This window comes from Aeromonas schubertii (genome assembly GCF_000820105.1).
Lineage (GTDB): Bacteria > Pseudomonadota > Gammaproteobacteria > Enterobacterales > Aeromonadaceae > Aeromonas > Aeromonas schubertii.
Map to the genome: position 1 here is coordinate 1 of NZ_CDDB01000100.1, position 17,498 is coordinate 17,498.

The 17,498-nt window shown below is 60.3% G+C and carries 16 protein-coding genes and 2 tRNA genes; 10 read left to right on the forward strand and 8 right to left on the reverse strand.

Annotated elements, in window-relative coordinates; genetic code table 11:
• Window positions 1–52: 52 nt before the first annotated feature.
• Window positions 53–433 carry a YgiW/YdeI family stress tolerance OB fold protein gene (locus BN1133_RS18255; protein ID WP_050667876.1) on the reverse strand — a complete coding sequence of 127 codons (381 nt, stop codon included), beginning with the start codon at window positions 431–433 and terminating at the stop codon, window positions 53–55.
• 217 nt (window positions 434–650) lie between these two features.
• Between BN1133_RS18255 and BN1133_RS18260 the strand changes: the two genes are divergently transcribed.
• Window positions 651–1,652, forward strand: coding sequence for an SGNH/GDSL hydrolase family protein (locus BN1133_RS18260; RefSeq protein WP_050667877.1), 1,002 nt, complete (start codon window positions 651–653; stop codon window positions 1,650–1,652).
• Window positions 1,653–1,847: 195 nt separating this feature from the next.
• Window positions 1,848–2,894, forward strand: a complete 1,047-nt coding sequence (ompA, locus tag BN1133_RS18265; protein ID WP_050667878.1) for a porin OmpA — start codon at window positions 1,848–1,850, stop codon at window positions 2,892–2,894.
• Between the two features lie 45 nt (window positions 2,895–2,939).
• Here the strand turns inward: ompA and BN1133_RS18270 are convergent, their stop codons facing one another.
• From BN1133_RS18270 to BN1133_RS18280, 3 genes are read right to left on the reverse strand one after another with little or no spacing between them, the layout of a single operon-like run.
• The gene (locus tag BN1133_RS18270; RefSeq protein ID WP_050667879.1) at window positions 2,940–3,497 is read right to left on the reverse strand and encodes a PqiC family protein; all 558 of its coding nucleotides are present in this window, start codon (window positions 3,495–3,497) and stop codon (window positions 2,940–2,942) included.
• Window positions 3,494–5,143: an intermembrane transport protein PqiB gene (gene pqiB, locus BN1133_RS18275; RefSeq protein WP_050667880.1), complete on the reverse strand. Its 1,650-nt coding sequence runs from the start codon at window positions 5,141–5,143 to the stop codon at window positions 3,494–3,496. Before pqiB ends, BN1133_RS18270 begins: the two co-directional genes overlap by 4 nt.
• Window positions 5,136–6,404 carry a paraquat-inducible protein A gene (locus tag BN1133_RS18280; protein WP_050667881.1) on the reverse strand — a complete coding sequence of 423 codons (1,269 nt, stop codon included), beginning with the start codon at window positions 6,402–6,404 and terminating at the stop codon, window positions 5,136–5,138. Before BN1133_RS18280 ends, pqiB begins: the two co-directional genes overlap by 8 nt.
• Before the next feature lie 184 nt (window positions 6,405–6,588).
• Here BN1133_RS18280 and hfq point away from each other — a divergent pair, with 184 nt between their 5' ends.
• A complete protein-coding gene (hfq, locus tag BN1133_RS18285; RefSeq protein WP_050667882.1) occupies window positions 6,589–6,933 on the forward strand; it encodes an RNA chaperone Hfq in 345 nt (114 codons plus the stop codon).
• A gap of 86 nt (window positions 6,934–7,019) precedes the next feature.
• Here hfq and BN1133_RS18290 read toward each other — a convergent pair whose 3' ends face one another.
• The 3 genes from BN1133_RS18290 to dapA form a co-directional block, all read right to left on the reverse strand.
• A complete protein-coding gene (locus tag BN1133_RS18290; RefSeq protein WP_050667883.1) occupies window positions 7,020–8,129 on the reverse strand; it encodes an EAL and HDOD domain-containing protein in 1,110 nt (369 codons plus the stop codon).
• A 7-nt stretch (window positions 8,130–8,136) separates the two neighbouring features.
• Window positions 8,137–9,765, reverse strand: coding sequence for a GGDEF domain-containing protein (locus BN1133_RS18295; protein WP_050667884.1), 1,629 nt, complete (start codon window positions 9,763–9,765; stop codon window positions 8,137–8,139).
• A 91-nt stretch (window positions 9,766–9,856) separates the two neighbouring features.
• On the reverse strand, window positions 9,857–10,735 hold the full coding sequence (dapA, locus tag BN1133_RS18300; protein ID WP_050667885.1) for a 4-hydroxy-tetrahydrodipicolinate synthase: 879 nt from the start codon (window positions 10,733–10,735) through the stop codon (window positions 9,857–9,859).
• A gap of 280 nt (window positions 10,736–11,015) precedes the next feature.
• Here dapA and rsmC point away from each other — a divergent pair, with 280 nt between their 5' ends.
• From rsmC to BN1133_RS18330, 6 genes are all read left to right on the forward strand, one after another.
• The gene (gene rsmC, locus BN1133_RS18305) at window positions 11,016–12,044 is read left to right on the forward strand and encodes a 16S rRNA (guanine(1207)-N(2))-methyltransferase RsmC (RefSeq protein ID WP_050667886.1); all 1,029 of its coding nucleotides are present in this window, start codon (window positions 11,016–11,018) and stop codon (window positions 12,042–12,044) included.
• A gap of 133 nt (window positions 12,045–12,177) precedes the next feature.
• Window positions 12,178–13,395 (forward strand): glucose-1-phosphate adenylyltransferase, encoded by a 1,218-nt coding sequence (glgC, locus tag BN1133_RS18310; RefSeq protein WP_050667887.1) that lies wholly within the window; start codon window positions 12,178–12,180, stop codon window positions 13,393–13,395.
• Window positions 13,385–14,848, forward strand: a complete 1,464-nt coding sequence (gene glgA / locus BN1133_RS18315; RefSeq protein ID WP_050667888.1) for a glycogen synthase GlgA — start codon at window positions 13,385–13,387, stop codon at window positions 14,846–14,848. Before glgC ends, glgA begins: the two co-directional genes overlap by 11 nt.
• A 116-nt stretch (window positions 14,849–14,964) precedes the next feature.
• Window positions 14,965–15,050: transfer RNA gene (locus BN1133_RS18320), tRNA-Leu, on the forward strand.
• A 51-nt stretch (window positions 15,051–15,101) separates the two neighbouring features.
• Window positions 15,102–15,187, forward strand: a tRNA-Leu gene (locus BN1133_RS18325).
• Window positions 15,188–15,276: 89 nt separating this feature from the next.
• Window positions 15,277–15,543 (forward strand): late competence development ComFB family protein, encoded by a 267-nt coding sequence (locus BN1133_RS18330; RefSeq protein WP_050667889.1) that lies wholly within the window; start codon window positions 15,277–15,279, stop codon window positions 15,541–15,543.
• Between the two features lies 1 nt (window position 15,544).
• Here BN1133_RS18330 and BN1133_RS18335 read toward each other — a convergent pair whose 3' ends face one another.
• The gene (locus BN1133_RS18335; RefSeq protein WP_231686298.1) at window positions 15,545–15,784 is read right to left on the reverse strand and encodes a hypothetical protein; all 240 of its coding nucleotides are present in this window, start codon (window positions 15,782–15,784) and stop codon (window positions 15,545–15,547) included.
• A gap of 252 nt (window positions 15,785–16,036) precedes the next feature.
• Between BN1133_RS18335 and nhaC the strand changes: the two genes are divergently transcribed.
• Window positions 16,037–17,437 (forward strand): Na+/H+ antiporter NhaC, encoded by a 1,401-nt coding sequence (gene nhaC / locus BN1133_RS18340; protein ID WP_050667890.1) that lies wholly within the window; start codon window positions 16,037–16,039, stop codon window positions 17,435–17,437.
• The last annotated feature ends 61 nt before the right edge of the window (window positions 17,438–17,498 follow it).

A 17,498-nucleotide genomic window follows, 5' to 3' on the forward strand; every position in this document is an offset into this window, starting at 1 on the left:
TTAACTGACTGGCATTACGGCAATATGCCGGCGTCTTTTTATATTCAAGGGCTTATTGGGAGACAAAGCCCCCCTTGCTGACCGGGGCGGCGCCGACTTTCTCGAGGCGCTGCGCCTCTACTTCAACCCGGTTCCAGCTGTGATCCACCTCGCCATAGAGGCGAATGGTATCGTTAGGTCCCACCTCCTGGCCACGCCAGACATCCCCGTCGATTTCGACCTCCACCTCACCGCTGGCATCGCGCAGCAGGTAGTTTTCCCCCCCCAGATGCTTGACCAACTTGCCCTCCAGGGTCACCCAGCTGTCATCGGCTGCCTTTTTGACCTGGGCGGCGCTCACCGCATTCTGGTGCTGTTCACCGGTAAACGCGGCCTGGGCGGCACCACTCAGGGAGAGCATCAGGATCAGGGCGGCGGGCATCATCTTGTTCATCGTTCGACTCCTCATTGGTAATGAGGCCATTCTCGAGGGGCCGCCGTGAAACCCTCGTGAAAAAATGCGAGGGGAATCGCTTTTTCTCATCGGACCACTCACCTCCCCCAAGAATCTTGTTTAGGATGAAACCGATCAATCACTTCCCGTATTGATCGGCACCATAAACGAAGCAGGGTCAGAAAGAACCCTGACCCCATACTTAGAGACAACAATAATGAAAAAAATGCTGATAGGCCTGTTCGGGCTTGTGGCGGTGTCTGCCCATGCGGCAGGCCCCCAATTTACACGTATCGTTATGTTCGGCGACAGCCTCTCCGACACCGGAAAGATGTACGCCAAGATGCACGGTTACCTCCCCTCGAGCCCCCCCTATTATCAGGGACGCTTCAGTAACGGTCCGGTCTGGCTGGAGCGGCTTCAGGAGCGCTTCCCCGGACTCAAGGTCGTCAACGAAGCCGAAGGGGGCGCCACTGCGGTGGCTTACAACAAACTGGGCTGGCTCAATATCTGGGCCTGGGATCCCAAGTATCAGGTGATCAATAACCTGGACTATGAGGTCACCCAGTTCCTCAAGAAGGATCGCTTCAACCCCGATGACCTGGTGATCTTCTGGGTCGGCGCCAACGACTATCTGGCCTACGGCTGGAACAAGGAGGAGGACGCTCGCCGGGTACGCGACAGCATTCAGGATGCGGCGAACCGGGTAGTGATGCAGGGGGCCAAGCAGGTGATCTTCTTCAACCTGCCGGATCTCGGCTCCGCCCCCTCGGCGCGCAGCCAGAAGGTGGTCGACAAGGTGCGCCATGTCTCTCGCTACCATAACCAGTTGCTGCTCAACCTGACCCGCCAGCTCGCCCCCACCGGGGCTGTTCAGCTGTTCGAGATCGACAAGCAGTTTGACGAGATGCTGCAAAACCCCGAGCAGTTTGGCCTGACCGATACCCAGAATCCCTGCTACGACGGCGGCTATCTGTGGAAGCCCTTCTCCGGTAATACGAGTGCCCCCAGCACCATCACGACGGCACAGAGACTGGCTATCGCAGGTAACCCCTTGTTGGCTCAAGCCGTCGCCTCTCCGGGCAGCCGTACAGCCTCTCGCGAATGTGGTGGCAAGATGTTCTGGGATCAGGTACACCCCACCACCCTGGTGCACTCAGCCCTGGCCGAGCGGGCCGGCGACTTTATCGAGCGCAACTACGAGTATCTGGCTCACTAACCCGACGAGGGCCGGCACTGTCCGGCCCTTTTCCCTCTGCGTCACATAAACCGCCAGAACAAAGCTCCCTTCGACACCTTTCGTTGTTTTTTTGTATCCGGGCGTTAATATTGATGGGTTCATGTTTATCGCTGTCGTGAACCGAGGCCTCGTACGAGGGCCCCGTCACAATCAAAGCTAAAGCAGAGGCAACCCATGAAAAAGAGCGTAGTGGCCATCCTGATCGCCGGCTCCCTCACCGCCACGGTACAGGCAGCAGGACAGGACAACACCTGGTATGCGGGCGGCAAGCTCGGTTGGTCCAACTTCTATGGAGTCGACCGCGACTCGGCATTCACCGGTGCGACCATCACCGATGAGAGTAAAGATGATGTGGGTCTCGGTGCACTGGTCGGCTATCAACTCAACAAGAATGTCGGTTTCGAGCTGGGCTATGACTGGCTCGGCAAGTACAAGTACACCGCCAGCCTGGGTGGCATCACCGATACCGACGAGGTGAGCGCCCAACTGGCCCAGCTCTCCATGAAACTCGGCATTCCGGTCAGCGACGCCTGGGACATCTATGCCCGTCTGGGTGGCGCCTATGTGTTTGCCGACAGCAAGCAATTCCACAACGATGATGGTGGCGCCTTCCTCGGTGCTCTGGGCGTTGAATACGCCATCAATCGCGACTGGGCCGCTCGCTTCGAATACCAGTACACCACTCCCATCGGCAACGATGATGTCCGCGACACCGGCGTCGGTATGGATAACGGCCTGCTCTCCCTGGCCATGGTCTATCGCTTCGGCCAGGCGGCCCCGGTTGCACCGACCCCGGTCCCGACTCCGGCTCCGGAGCCCCAGATGGTCGAGAAGCAGTTTACCCTCAATGCCGACGTACTGTTTGACTTCAACAAGCACACCCTCAAGCCCGAGGGCTATAGCGCACTGGACAGCCTCTATGAGCAGATCAAGGCCGAGCGTCCCAAGGATGGCACGGCTGCGGTCATTGGTTATACCGACCGCATCGGCTCCGATGGCTACAACAAGGCCCTCTCCGAGAAGCGTGCCCAGACCGTTGCCAGCTATCTGGTGAGCAAGGGGATCCCGGCCGACAAGGTGAGCGCCGAGGGTCGTGGCAAGGCCTCTCCGGTCACCGGCGACAGCTGCACCAGCAAGAGCAAGCGTGAGCTGATCGTCTGCCTGGCACCGGATCGCCGCGTCGAGGTCATGGTACAAGGGGTTGCCGACACCCAGCAGTGATCGTCCCCCAACAACAAGAAGCCGGGCAATTGCCCGGCTTTTTCGTCAGTAGCGCACCACCTCGCTGGCAATCTCGTCGAGCAGCTGGTTCCACCCCTTGGCGAGCTCGCCGACCAGGGCATTGTAGCCATCGGCAGGGAGTGGCCGCACCTGGCTGAAGGGACGATCCAGCAATACCCGGCCATCTGCGGCCTCCAGACTCCAACGACCGCTCAGCACTGCCATCCCGTCGTGGCGACCGGCAAACTGTTGCAGGCGAATGGCCAGGCGATTGCCACTGCCACCGCTCTCGCGCAGCGCCCAACCGGGTAGACGGCTGGAGAGGCCACTGAGGGTCAGCTGCTCGAGCTGATCATCCAGCGTTCCGGCCCAACGATGGCGCTCGGTGAAGGTGAGTTCGTGTCCTTCCAGCTCATAGACCAGGCTCACCGAGTCCACCTGCTCCGAGATGGCGAGGGGAGCAAGCCTCAGTTCATGCCGGGGCGCCGTCGAGAGCACCTTGCCCTGGGGCAGACCGAGCGAGTAGTAGTGCACCGTGGGCACATTGGCCGAGCAGGCCCCCAGTCCGAGGGCCAGGAGCAGTATGGTCATACGGCGGGTCATCGTTCACCTCGTTTCGGCTGGGGATCCGGGTTGCTGTTGCGATCGAAGATGAGCGCATTGGGTTGTTCGTTGAGGGAGCGCACCAGGGGTTGCAACTCACGCAGCATCTGGTTGAGGGCCGAGATAGACTTTTGCAACTCCCGGTTGGTTCGGGATTCGCCGTCATAGCTCTGCAGGGTCTGCTGCAACTGGCGCAGACTCTGGTTGAGGGAGTCGGGCAGTTCGCGGGTAGCCTGCTGGCCGGTCAACTTATCCAGGTTGTTGCTGACGGAGCGCACGCTCTGCAGCGTCTTGTCCAGGGTGGCCAGAGTCTGGTTCACCTGGACCAGAGTGTGCTCCACATCCATATCGGCAAACTTGTCGAGAATCTTGTTCACCTTGCGCTCAATTTGGTCAAACCCGGCGGTCACGGTCGGGAAGACTGGCATCTTCTTGATCATCATCGCCTTGTAGGGGGCCGTCTCGTTGTAGAAGTTGAGATCGATGATCTTGCCGCCGGTGAGCAGGCTCGAGGTCTTGACCGAGGCGCGCAGCCCCTGGCGGAATTGCTGCTCGAAGAGTTTGCGCCACTGGTCGTGGTCCGAGTCGGCATAGCGGTGGCTCAGACGCTGCACCTCGATACGGGCCAGCACGGGAATGGTGTGCTTGTTAAAGGTGTTGTAGATCTTGTCATCGACGATATAGGGCACAGAGACCACGGTCCCGACCCGGATCCCGCGATACTGGACCGCCGCCCCGGGATGAAGCCCTGCCAGGCTGTCCTGGAACAGGAAGACATAGTTGATGAACTGACTGAGATTCCCCTCCAGTACGCTGGCCTGATCCTTGAAGAGCGTGAAGTCGCTGTGGTCCTTGACCGGCTCTCCCGCACTCCAGCCGTCGGGCAAGCCCATGGTGATCCCCCCGTCGAGCAAGGTCTCCAGAGAATCCATCTTCACCTTCATCCCCTCGCTGCTGACCGAGACCTCGAAGCCCGGGGTCATCCAGAAGCGGCTGTTGCTGTTCACAAGTGAGTCATAGGGCGCCCTAATGAAGATCTTGTACTCCATTCTCGCCTTCTCGGGAATGAAGTTCATCTGCTCGACCTGGCCGATGGCAAACCCCTGGAACTGGACCGGAGAGCCGATCCCCAGGGCACGGGTGTCGCTGCTGGTCAGCGTGAGGTGCAACCCCTTCTGATCGTTGGAGGCGAGAGGTGGCGTGTCCTGCACCTGATAACGCCGCTTGGCCTTGCCACTCTTGCCCGGTGAGAGCTCGATATAGGAACCCGAGAGCAGGGTGGAGAGTCCGGACACACCTTCGCGACCGACCCTGGGTTTGACGAGCCAGAACAGGCTGTCTCCCCGCAGCATGTCGGCCGCCGGCTTGTTAATGCGAGCCTGCAAGATGGCGTGGGAGAAGTCCTCGCTCAGCTCGACGCTCTCGATCCGCCCGATGTCCACATCACGGGCACGGATCGGGGTCTTGCCCGCCACTATGCCCTCGGCACGGGCCACCGTCAGGGTCACCAGGGGTCCCTGCTCATACCAGTGCTGGAACAGCATCCAGCCCCCCATCAGCAGGGCTGCCAGAGGCACCATCCAGATGGCGGCGGCGGAGCTCAGAAAATCCGAACCCGCCTTCCAGCGTTTCTTGCGCTCACTCAAGGTCGCGTTCTCCTTCTTGAAGATCCCAGATGAGACGGGGATCGAAACTCATGGCGGCGATCATGGTGATGATCACGACACCGGCAAATGAAATGGCCGCGGGGCCGGGGTAGATAGTCATCAGATTATCGAGGCGGATCAGCCCGGCGAGGATGGCCACCACGAAGACATCGATCATCGACCATCGCCCCACAAACTCGGTCATGCGATAGAGCCTCAGACGAGCCAGAGGATCCCTGATTCGTCCCGAATGTGTCTGCCAACATAACCAGTAGAGGGCGATCAACTTGGCCAGGGGGACCACCACGCTGGCCAGAAAGATGACGGCCGCGATGGGATAGGAGCCGAGCCCCCAGAGCAGCACCACACCGCCCAATATGGTGGAGGGGCTGGTATCCCCCAGGAAGACGGTATCCATAATGGGATAGAGGTTGGCCGGTATATAGAGGATGGTGGCCGTCATCAGCAGCGCCAGGGTACGCTGCAGACTGGCCGGCTTGCGGCTGTGCAGGCGACTGCCGCAGCGAGCACAGTGGGCCTGCTCACCGCTGCCGAGGGCGCCACAGACATGGCAGCCAATCAGGTTGGCCTCACGGGCCGTGCGCTCCTCATCCTCGGCGAGCGTCACCTCGACGGGGCCAAAGAGATGGTGCCACAGCCAGTGAATATCCAGGGTCGAGATGGTCTTGATCAGCATCAGGGTGTAACCGACGAAGGCCCAGAAGCCCCCTCCCATGGCGATATCCGCCATGCCCATCAGCTTGACCAGGGAGATGAGCACCCCGATAAGGAACACATCGACCATCAACCAGGGGCGGATCCGGCACAGGGCTCGCCCCAGAGAGCGCACCGCTCCCGGATGCAGGTTCTTGTCCAGACGCCAGACCACCAGCATGAGTGAGCCGATATAGACCAGCGGGAAGCCGATCAGAGTCAGGCTCAACACCACGGCCAGGAAGAGATATCCCGCATCGACCAGGGCCGTGATGGTCTGCAAAAAGGTCATCTCCCGCCCCAACCCATGGCTGGAGAAGGACATAAAGGTGAAGCTGTTGGCCAGCAGAAACATGATCAGGGTTGCCAGACCATAGGCCAGGGGCCGCAGACGGGGATGGCTGTGACAACGTACCATGGTGTGGCCGCAGCGGGGACAGTGTGAGGCCTCACCCGGCCGTAACTCGGCCGCCGGGATCAACTGGTCACACTCCTCACAGGCGCAGGCGTCATGACGAAAGGCGGGGACATCCGAATGAAGAGACAAGCGCTTCCCTAACTGGCGACAAAATAACAGCCACGATTATCGCAGCGATGGACTCATCAAACCAGAGTGAAGCCTGAACCACAGGGGTGGCGCGGCGGCAAGGCCACCAGATTGGCTTTGACAAGGCCCAGACCATTTAGCACAATCAAGCGCCACTTCCAATTTTTCCGCGGGACAATAACTTATGACAACCGAATCCCCCAGCTACTCCACCATTGAGCAGGCATTCTCCCTGGGTAATGGTCAGGACTCAGCCCTCAACTGGCTGCGCAAGAACCGCACCCCCGTCGCCATCTTTCTGGTCAGCGGCATCGAGCTGGAAGGTATCATCAGCGGTTTTGACCAGTACAGCGTACTGCTGACCGACGCCCACGGTAACCAACAGCTGGTCTACAAGGCCAAGATCTCCACCATTGCCATGCACTCCGGCCGCCCCCAGGTCAGCATTCAGCGTGCCCGCAAGCCGCGTGTGACCATGTCTCCCCGCCCCTACGGCAGCGCCCGTGGTGACGAGAGCAACGATCAGTAACGCCTCCTCTCCCCGTTACCGCAGTTCCCGCCGGTAACGGGGTATTGCCCTCACTCCCTGACCACATCTTCCTGCGTCACCCCATGTCAGGTGAGGGGGAATGAGTGACTCCACAACAAGGATTGCAGATAGGGCGTCACCAGAGCGCCGGGCTCTGTCCCCAGAGGATGGCAGAGGGTCTTCAACGCCTCCCAGTGACCATGCTCATAGGCATCCACCACCCGATAAAGCTCAAACAGCGGCCCCTTGCGCTCTTCCATCGCCTGCCGCACGCCTTCGGGCAATTGTCCGTAGAGACGCGAGGGCAGCAGCTCCCGCTCCATGGCGATGCCGACCAGAAAGGCCCAGCTCTTCCCCTCCCCCTGCAGATGGCGCTCGGCCAACAGCTCACAGAAGCGTCCCTTGGAAATCGCCATACGACTGCATACCTCGGGCAGATGCCGGCTCTGACGGGCCAACCCGTAGACCAGTACAAACTTGCGCAGCTCCTCCTCTCCCAGGTAGGAGAAGGCTCTGGCCACCGAGGTAATGGGAGTGACGTGCTCGAAGCCGGATGAGTTGACATAGGCCAGCAGTTGCCCGGGCAGGAAGGTATCTTTCTCCAACAGGGCGGCGACGCGGGAGAAGGAGAACCCTTCAAGACAGATGAGCTGCAAGATTTCCTGCACCACATGCTGATCCGGCTCATCCTCCCTGCGATGAACCAGCATGGGGCGATCCAGAAATCCCCCCGCGAAAAACTCCACCCCGGCATCGCGCAAAGGGATGAAATCTTGCCAGGCGCAGATCCCCATCACCAGCCGCTTGTGATCCCCCGGCTCACTGCACCCTTCCTCGCCGAGCTCGAAGACGTGCAACTGAGCAACAGCCTGCCAACGCTCATGAAGACGGGCATGGTGCACCGCCAAACGCCGACGGCGGGAGCGCCACTCCTGCAACACGGGAAAGGCGGCGGGTAACCGCTCGGCACTGGCTTGTAGCAGAGGGATGAGATCGGCATCGAACAGCAGGGGGCGTTGCTCGTCGAGGGCCTGATAGGAGAAGGGCAGCAGATATTGCCGCCCTTGTGCCAGTAACCGGGTATGAGTGACCAGCCACTCCCAATCCCTCTCCGACAACTCCCGGCGGGGGTAATCCAGGCCATAGGCGACCAGCCCGAGACGACGGTTGAAGACAGGAAAACGACGGATCAGCATGGGCACCTCACTCGAATGAGAAGCTTCGCGCCCTCCCGGCCTGTTTGGCACCATAGAGTGCCTGATCGGCCTGGTTCATCAGACTCGGCCAGTCGTTGCCACTGAGGGGCGTCACATAACTGAAGCCTATGCTCACTGTGACAAAATCGGCAACCCGGGAACCCGGATGTGGTATTGCAAGATGTTGGATCTCCTGATGAATCCGCTCGGCCAAACGCTCAGCCTCACCTCGGGAGGGGGCGTAGAGCAGGATGGCAAACTCCTCTCCACCGTAGCGGGCCACCAGATTGGCCCGGCGCCGCTCACACTGATGAAGCACCTGGGCCAGCATGTGCAGGCAGCGATCCCCCTGGGGATGACCCAGGGTATCGTTGTAGGCCTTGAACTCGTCCACATCCAGCATCAGCACAGCCAGCTGGCAACCATCCCGGCGCGCCCGCTCCCAGGCGCCGGTGAGAAAGAGATCCCAATGACGGCGATTGGCGATGCCGGTCAGGGGATCCTCCAGGCTCATCGCCTCGAGCTGGCGATTGGCCAGGGCCAGGGCCTGATTCGCCTCGGCCAGCTCACGGGTTCGCTCGCTGACCCTCAGCTCCAGCTCCTGGTTGAGGCGGCGCAGCGCCTCCTCGGTACGCTGGCGGATCAAGAGTTGGGAGAGGCTGGCGGCAAACTGTTTGAAGATCTCGCAGTAGTAGTTCTTGGCTGGCCTGCGATGCAGCAGGTTATCGGCGGCTATCCAGCCGATAGGGCGCTCGTCATGCCAGAGGGAGACCATGGCATTCCAACCCCGTCCCACCACCCGCCGCTCGTAGTAGAGAGGCACATCGTCCAGCAAAACCACATAGTCCTTGCTGCTCAACGCCTGCTGCACCACAGGGTGGTCTGGAATGGCGCTGACGTAGGTGGACTCGTCGGTTAGGTTACCGAACTCATCGGTGCCCCAAGTACCACGCATCGTCCTGCGCTCCTCATCGATGAGGAAGATGGCCAGGCGATCGATCTGCAGCTTGCTGCGCGCCTGCAACACGGCCTCGCGCAGCAAGTCACGCTCACTGCCACACCCGGCCAGGTGCACACTCACCTCATGCAGGGAACGAAGCAGCGTCAGGAAGGTCTCCTGCACCTGCAGGCTGAGATCGAGATCCCGCCGCACATGGCGCAGCTGGTCGCGCTCCTCGTCGATACAGCCACTGAGAAAGCGGGCCTCCAACTCGGCGGCCAGGTACTGGGCAAGCAATTGCAAGGGATAACGCTGACTGGCGGCAAAGCGATCCACCCGGCGGCGGGTCTCGAGATAGATGACACATTCGAACTGTTCGGTGCGCTTGAGAGGAATGGCACAGCGGATGAGATTCAGCGGCCCCTCTGCCTCATCCCAGGCCTCTGCCAAGGGGGTGAACGCGTCACAACGCAGACTCCCCGAGCTCAGGGAGGAGGCCAGAAAATCGGCGGGCGGATCACCGGCCGGGCACTGGCCAACCAGAGTGCCGGAGTGGGTTAACCAGAATTGGCGCTGCTGTGGCATCAACAGCACCAGGCCGACAAGATGGGCGTCGGTCTTCTCGCGAATGGCGCCCAACACCACAGTACAAAGCTCCTCCAGGCTGCTGTACTCCTCCGGTACCCACTCCTGCATTGCATCATGCTCCCTGCTCAGAACAGCGGGAGTTTAGTCTCTTTCGAAACCCAAAACCGATTTGGTCACTAAAAATTCGATCCAAGCCGCATTATTTTTCAAGCAGCCCCAGCGCCTGCATGACCTGACGGATCCGCACCTTGGTGGCCTCCCCAAGCGGCATTACCGGCAGACGACACTCCTCGCTGCAGAAACCGAGCAGGGAGGCCGCATACTTGGCTCCGGCCGGACTCGGCTCGGCAAACATGGCCTGATGCAGGGGGATCAGCCTGTCTTGCAGCGCACGGGCCTCTTCCCAGCGACCCGCCAGGGTCAGGTTCTGTACCTCGGCCACCATAGCCGGGGCCACGTTGGCGGTCACAGAGATACACCCCGTTCCTCCCCCCACGTTATAGGCCACGGCGGTGGCATCCTCACCGGAGAGCCAGCTGAAGGGCTTCTTGATCAGCTGGCGCTCAAGCCAGGGGCGTGCCAGATCGCCGGTGGCATCCTTCACCCCAAGGATGCGCGGCAGCTCGGCCAGCCGGGCCAGCGTCTGGGGCTGGATGTCGACGATGGCACGGGGCGGAATGTTGTAGAGGATGATGGGCAGCTCGGTGGCGTCGTGCACCGCCTTGAAGTGGTGATAGAGCCCCTCCTGATTGGGACGGTTGTAATAACCGGCCACATGCAGGGTTGCATCGGCCCCGGCCCGCTCCGCATGACGGGTATACTCGATGGCCTCCACCGGATTGTTGGAGCCGGCCCCGGCGATGACGGGGACACGCCCCGCCACCTGCTCAACCACGACCTCGATCACCCGGCAATGCTCGTCATGGGTCAGGGTGGGGCTCTCTCCCGTGGTGCCCACCGGCACTATGCCATGGGTTCCCTGCTCCACATGCCACTCCACCAGACGCCGCAACGCCTCCTCGTCCAATCGGCCATCACGAAACGGGGTGATCAGGGCAACTATCGATCCTTGAAACATGAAAACTCCTTGTGGGGTATGAAGATAAACTCGGGTAAACAAAAACCCCGGCCTGCCTGTGGCGCGACCGGGGTTGCTATGGGAAACAAGACTCGGGATTTATGCGCGCAACTGGGCCGGCCCCAATTTTTTCAGGGCTTTCAAGGGCTTTCGTTTCAACACGCGGATTATCATTCGCGATTCCTGCTTAAAAAGTAGCTTTCCGCATCTTTTGGCAAGGCGCCCCAAATGTCAAGCGCCGCAAGCCATGTATAATAAGCGCCCCTCAATGCGGAGAGATGTGATGAGCAGCCTGAGCAATGTCAGTGAAATGTTGGAGCGTAACCTGGAGCTTTTCGCCGGAAAGCGACTGCTGGTTTGCGGCCTGCTGGAGGATGATTTGCCGCTCCTGCTGCGCCCTCATGTTGCCACCATGACGCTCTTCACCACCGACTACAGCTACTACCGTCGTTATCGGCCTCTGCTGGGAGAGGGGATCCTGTTCGGCCATTGCCTCCCCGACGACGCCTCTTACGACGCCCTGTTGCTGCTGCTGCCCAAGGCCAAGCAGGAGGGGCAATATCTGATGGCCATGGCGGCCCCCCTTCTCACTCCTGGCGCCGATCTGCTGATCGCCGGTGACAACAAGGGAGGAATCAATGGGGCCGACAAGCTGCTGGCACCCTATGGGGAGAAGCCCCTGAAGCGGGACTCCGCACGCCGAGCCTCCCTCTATCACTCCGAGCTGAGCAAACCGGTCTCCCCCTTCGACATCGAACAATGGGTAGGACGATACCGTTGTGAGCTGGAGGGGCGCGCCCTCGAGATCCACGCCCTGCCGGGCGTCTTCAGCGCTGCCGAGCTCGACAATGGATCGCGATTGCTGCTGCAACACCTGCCCCCTCTGAGTGGACGGGTGCTCGATTTCGGCTGCGGTGCCGGGGTGCTCGGCTGCGCCATGGGATTGAGCCACCCGGGGATCGAGCTCGAACTGGTGGATATCAATGCCCTCGCCCTGGAATCCAGCCGCCGGACCCTGGCGGCCAACGGCGTCGCGGCCCGGGTCTACCCCTCCGATGTCTACTCTGACATCCAGGGTAGTTACGCCCACCTCATCTCCAATCCCCCCTTCCATGCGGGGCTCAAGACCTTCTATGCCGCAACCGAGACCTTCCTCGCCGACGCTCGCTCCTACCTGCAGCCGGGGGGGGCTCTCACCATAGTCGCCAACGCCTTTCTGCGCTATCAGCCTATACTGCAACAGGGTTTCCGGCACACCGACACTGTGGCCGATGACAGGCGGTTCCGGATCTATCACTGCCACCAGTGAAGAAAAGTGCTCACCCGATAGCCAGCCGGAAAAGAGATCTGATAGAGTACTAATTACGCGCAAGTTACCCCGCAAGGGGTAATTTTTAATCGACTCATGAAAACCTTTTCAGCAGGAAGCAGGGGGAAGAGAGATGGCCGGACTACTCGCTATGGTACTGGCAGGAGGGGAAGGAACACGCTTGCAACCCCTCACCACCACACGCAGTAAACCCTCTGTCCCCTTCGGGGGGAGCTACCGCCTCATCGACTTCGTCCTCAACAACTTCGTCAATGCCGACTTCCTGCGCATCTATGTGCTGACCCAATTCAAGTCCCAATCCCTCTATCTGCATATGAAGAAGGGGTGGAACCTGGTCGGCATCACGGACCGCTTTATCGACCCGATCCCGGCCCAGATGCGCATGGGCAAGCGCTGGTATGACGGCACGGCCGATGCCATCTACCAGAACCTGCGCTTCATCGAGCTCTCCGAACCGGACCACGTGGCCATCTTCGGCTCCGACCATATCTACAAGATGGATGTGAGTCAGATGGTGGCCTATCACAAGCAGAAACAGGCGGCCATGACGGTGGCGGCACTGCGCATGCCCCTCAAGGAGGCCAGTGCCTTCGGAGTGATCGAAGTGGATGCCGAGGGGAGGATGATCGGGTTTGAAGAGAAGCCCAAGCACCCCAAGCCGATCCCCGGAGACCCCGAGTGGGCCCTGGTTTCCATGGGCAACTATCTCTTCGAGACCCAGACTCTCTACCGCGAGCTCAAGCTGGATGCCGCCAAAGAGGAGTCGAGCCACGACTTTGGCAAGGACATCATCCCCGACCTCTTCCCTCGCGCCCCCGTCTATGTCTATGACTACAGCACCAACCTCATCCCCGGAGAGCCGGGCAGAGTGTACTGGCGCGATGTGGGTACCCTGGATGCGTACTGGCAGGCGCACATGGATTTGGTGGCCGACGAGCCTCTCTTCTCCCTCTACAACCGCAAGTGGCCCCTGCACACCTACTACCCCCCTCTGCCACCGGCCACCTTTGTGGATACGGAGCACTGCAAGGTGAAGATTGCCAATGCCCTGATCGCCGGCGGCTGCCTCATCCAGGGCAGCACCATACAGCGCACCATTCTGGGTTTTCGCTGCAATATCGGGGCCTGCAGCCACATCAGCGAATCGGTCCTGCTGGGGGATGCCAAGATCGGTGAGGGGTGTGTCATCCGTCGGACCATCATCGACAAGAATGTTGAAATTGCGCCGGGTACGGTGATCGGTGAAAATCTCGACCATGACAGAGAACGATTCACCGTCTCCGAAGGTGGTATCGTCGTGGTTCCCAAAGGAGCAAGAGTTGGTTACTGATCCCCTGAAGATCCTGTTTGTCGCCTCGGAAGTGGAGGGGTTTGCCAAGACCGGCGGTCTGGCCGATGTTGCACGGGCCCTTCCCCTCAGCCTGATCGAACAGGGCCACGACGTCATCGTGGTGATGCCCTACTACAAGAGCATGAAGCACAGGGAGCAGGCGACCCTGCTCGCCACGACCCAGCTGATGGTACCGGGCGGCGATCCCATCCCCTTCCGCATCCTGCGTCTGCAGCAGGATGGCCTGATGCTCTATCTCATCGACTGTCCGCGCTTCTTCGAGCGTGAACAGCTCTATGCCGAGAATAATCAGGCGTATGACGATAACGGGGCCCGCTTCGCCTTCTTCTGCGCCGCCGCGCTCCACAGCTGCGAGGTGACCGGCTTTCGCCCCCATATCGTTCATTGCAACGACTGGCATACCGGCCTGCTCCCCATGCTGCTGCGTACCCGTTACGCCCACTCCCTCTTCTTCGACGGCACCCGCAGCGTCATCAGCATTCACAATGCGGCCTTTCAGGGCATCTTCGATCACAGCCAGCTCTGGATGGTGCCCGAGATCGTCGGGCAATACGACCGGGTGGGACAGCCGGCTGGCGCCCCCGTCAACTTCCTACGCTGCGGGGTCTGCTTTGCCGACAAGATCAATGCGGTCAGCCCCAACTATGCCCAGGAGCTACTGACTCATCTGGGTGCCCATGGCATGGCTCAAGTCTTTCACGCCCGGGCCGACGATCTGTGTGGCATCATCAATGGCTGTGACTACCGGGACTGGGATCCCGCCACCGATCACTACCTGCCAGCCACCTACAGCGTCGATGATCTTGCCGGCAAGGCCGTCTGCCGTCGCCAGTTGCAACAAGAGCTGGGGCTGGAGGAGAGCTCCGTCGCCGTCTACGGCATGATCTGCCGGCTGACCGAGCAAAAGGGGGTCCCCCTCCTGATCCCGGCGCTGGAGAAATTCCTCCAGCACAGGGTGCAGGTGGTGATCGTCGGAACCGGCGATCCCCTGCTGGCGCAACAACTCACCCAGCTGGCGGAACGCCATCCCGGCCGTCTGGTGTTTCTCAACACCTACGACAACCGGCTCGCCCATCTGGTCGAGGCGGGGGCCGACTTCTTCCTGATGCCCTCCCTGTTCGAACCCTGTGGCCTGAACCAGATGTACAGCCTCGCCTATGGCACCCTGCCGCTGGTGCGGGCCGTTGGCGGGCTCAAGGACACAGTGATCGACCTCAATCAGGATCCCCTGCATGCCAATGGGTTCTGCTTTGTGGAGCCCAACGCCGGAGCCCTGCTCGACACCCTGCGCCGTAGCCTGCTCTTCTTCCTGCAGGAACCGGAAGAGTTCAGACGCCTGCAGCGTAACGCCATGCTCACTCGCTTCTGCTGGGCTGAGTCGGTCAAGCAGTACGAGATCATGTACCGGGCGGCCCTGGCGAAGGTGGTGTAAGGGCTCGCGCGCAACATTTGAGCCATCGGCGCAAAAAACCCGGTCAGGAGCGAAGAAAGTCACCGCTTGCTGTTGACGACCTTTGAAAACTCTATAGAATGCCCCTCCGCAGCGATGCGAAGGTGGCGGAATTGGTAGACGCGCTAGCTTCAGGTGTTAGTGTCCCCCGGACGTGAGGGTTCAAGTCCCTCTCTTCGCACCATGACTGCCATGCCTGGCCGAGGCATGTAAATCTCAACTGGAAACACAATGTGCGAAGGTGGCGGAATTGGTAGACGCGCTAGCTTCAGGTGTTAGTGTCCCCCGGACGTGAGGGTTCAAGTCCCTCTCTTCGCACCACGATTTCTGAAACGCCCGTAACCTCAGGTTGCGGGCGTTTTGTTTTGGCTATGCTTGTGGTCGAGTCTTTCTTATCCCGGGAGCCCGCCATGAGACTGGATAATGACATCCACAACTTCTACGAACACCTGGTACTCAACGCCATCCGCGAACAGGGGCTGGATTCACGCCTGACGCTGGATCAACTGGCCGATCTCTGCTGCCTCACCCTCAACCATTTACCGGCCCACTACATTCGTCACGATGTCGACATGATCTACTTCCTCACCGATGAGCAGCGCAGGGAGATGACCAGCAAGGTCCAGGATGCACTGGCGATTGCCCATGAGAAGGTGCTCCACTCCAACCCATCCTGAATCAGGGATGCATCAGCAGTAACGTCACCACCCCTGCCATCCCGCCGATGGGAAGCAAAATGAGCCCGGACCTGAGTCTGGGCTCTGTCATGATCAGGGCCGCCAGCAGGAATCCGGCACTGGCAAACCAGTAGGGGTGATGGCGCCCTGCCAGCAGTTGTGCCGCCAGACCGAGCAACAGGGAGAGGGTGAAGAAGAGTCTCATGGGAAAGCCAGACAGATAAATGGTAATGGTTATCATTTGAGATCATTTCTTGTCCTGATGCAAGCCCCCGCCTCTCGTTGATAAAAGGGTGATCAGTGGTGAACCGGCGCTGGATCAAAAAAAGTGCGGACAGAGGGAGAATCCGGTCTCATCTCAACGATTTTTTGCCTTTATCAACGAACTTTTATGCTAGATTGCGCCCTCATTTTACGATCGGCCCCTCGGGGCGTGCTGCCCGTCAGGAACGAGCAGGGACCGATCCTGGCGAGCAAGAGTTAGGAAGTATCTATGCAAAACCAAATCCAATTACCGAAAATGCACCAGGTGGTGGCCTGTCTGGCCATCTTCCTGGCCCTGGCATTTTCCTTCACCAGCCTCCTCGATCTGCCGATCCAACTGGCCCTGTTTATCGCCTGGTTCGTCATCATGGGGCTCGGCATTAAACTGGGACACGACTACAAATCTCTCGAGCAAGCGGCCATCGACGGGGTAGCCAAGGGGATGGGGGCCATCCTGATCCTGGTCTCGGTCGGTGCTCTGGTCGGCACCTGGATCGCCGGCGGCATAGTCCCCAGCATCATCTACTACGGCCTCAAGGTGATTCACCCCTCCATCTTCCTGCTGGCGACCCTGATCATCTGCTCGCTGACGTCTCTGGCCACCGGCACCTCCTGGGGCTCTGCCGCTACCGCCGGTATCGCCATGATGGGTATAGGCCACAGCCTGGGGGTACCTGCCCCCCTGGTCGCGGGTGCCGTGCTCTCCGGTGTCTACTTCGGCGACAAGCTCTCTCCCCTCTCCGACTCGGTGGTGCTGGCCTCCTCCATGTCCAATGTGGACGTGGTCGAGCACATCAAGGGGATGCTGCCCATCAGCCTCTTCTCCTATGTCATCACCGCAGCCCTGTTTACCGTCGTCGGTATGCAGTACGCCGGCAACGTCAGCCTGGAGCAGGTCGACCTGGTGATGCAGGCCCTGGACCAGCAGTTCAACATCACGCCGCTGGCGGTGGTTCCCATCATAGTGGTGCTGGGTCTGCTGGCTAACCGCAAGCCCGCCTTCCCGGTGATCAGCTTCGGCGCCCTGCTCGGCCTGGTCTGGGCCATCGCGTTCCAGGATATGGATCCGGTTCGCGCCCTCCACTCTGCCTACAGCCCCTTCAGCATCACCTCCGGCGTGCCTTTTATCGACAACATCCTCGGGCGCGGCGGCATGGAGTCCATGCTCGGCTCGGTGGCGGTGATCATCTTCGGTCTGGGCTTTGGTGGTCTGCTCGAGAAGGTGGGGGTACTGGAGGTGATCGCCAACGCCTTCGAGAAGCGCATCAACAGCGTCGGCAGCCTGACCAGCCACACCATAGGCACCGCCTTCCTGGCCAACATCTTCGGCTCTGCCATGTATGTGTCACTGATCCTGACCCCCAAGATCATGGCCAAGAACTACGACCGCCTCGGCCTGCAGCGCAAGAACCTCTCCCGCAACGCCGAGTTTGGCGGCACCCTGACCTGCGGCATGGTGCCCTGGAGCGACAACGGCATCTTCATGGCCGGGGTGCTCGGGGTCGCCACCCTCGACTACCTGCCCTACATGTGGTTGAGCTTCACCTGCATCATAGTCACCATCACCCTCGCCTACCTCGGCAAGGCGGTGAACCGGGCGCCGGTCATCGAGGCCGCCAGCTCCCGCTAAACAAAAAGGCGCCCTCGGGCGCCTAATGCCAGTCAGTTAAAACTGACTGGCATTGTTTTTA

Coding starts and splice junctions, on each gene's coding strand:
- BN1133_RS18255 (WP_050667876.1), bottom strand. CDS start 433: ATGAACAAGATGATGCCCGCCGCCCTGATCCTGATGCTCTCCCTGAGT.
- BN1133_RS18260 (WP_050667877.1), top strand. CDS start 651: ATGAAAAAAATGCTGATAGGCCTGTTCGGGCTTGTGGCGGTGTCTGCC.
- ompA (WP_050667878.1), top strand. CDS start 1,848: ATGAAAAAGAGCGTAGTGGCCATCCTGATCGCCGGCTCCCTCACCGCC.
- BN1133_RS18270 (WP_050667879.1), bottom strand. CDS start 3,497: ATGACCCGCCGTATGACCATACTGCTCCTGGCCCTCGGACTGGGGGCC.
- hfq (WP_050667882.1), top strand. CDS start 6,589: ATGACAACCGAATCCCCCAGCTACTCCACCATTGAGCAGGCATTCTCC.
- BN1133_RS18290 (WP_050667883.1), bottom strand. CDS start 8,129: ATGCTGATCCGTCGTTTTCCTGTCTTCAACCGTCGTCTCGGGCTGGTC.
- BN1133_RS18295 (WP_050667884.1), bottom strand. CDS start 9,765: ATGCAGGAGTGGGTACCGGAGGAGTACAGCAGCCTGGAGGAGCTTTGT.
- dapA (WP_050667885.1), bottom strand. CDS start 10,735: ATGTTTCAAGGATCGATAGTTGCCCTGATCACCCCGTTTCGTGATGGC.
- glgC (WP_050667887.1), top strand. CDS start 12,178: ATGGCCGGACTACTCGCTATGGTACTGGCAGGAGGGGAAGGAACACGC.
- BN1133_RS18330 (WP_050667889.1), top strand. CDS start 15,277: ATGAGACTGGATAATGACATCCACAACTTCTACGAACACCTGGTACTC.
- BN1133_RS18335 (WP_231686298.1), bottom strand. CDS start 15,784: ATGATAACCATTACCATTTATCTGTCTGGCTTTCCCATGAGACTCTTC.
- nhaC (WP_050667890.1), top strand. CDS start 16,037: ATGCAAAACCAAATCCAATTACCGAAAATGCACCAGGTGGTGGCCTGT.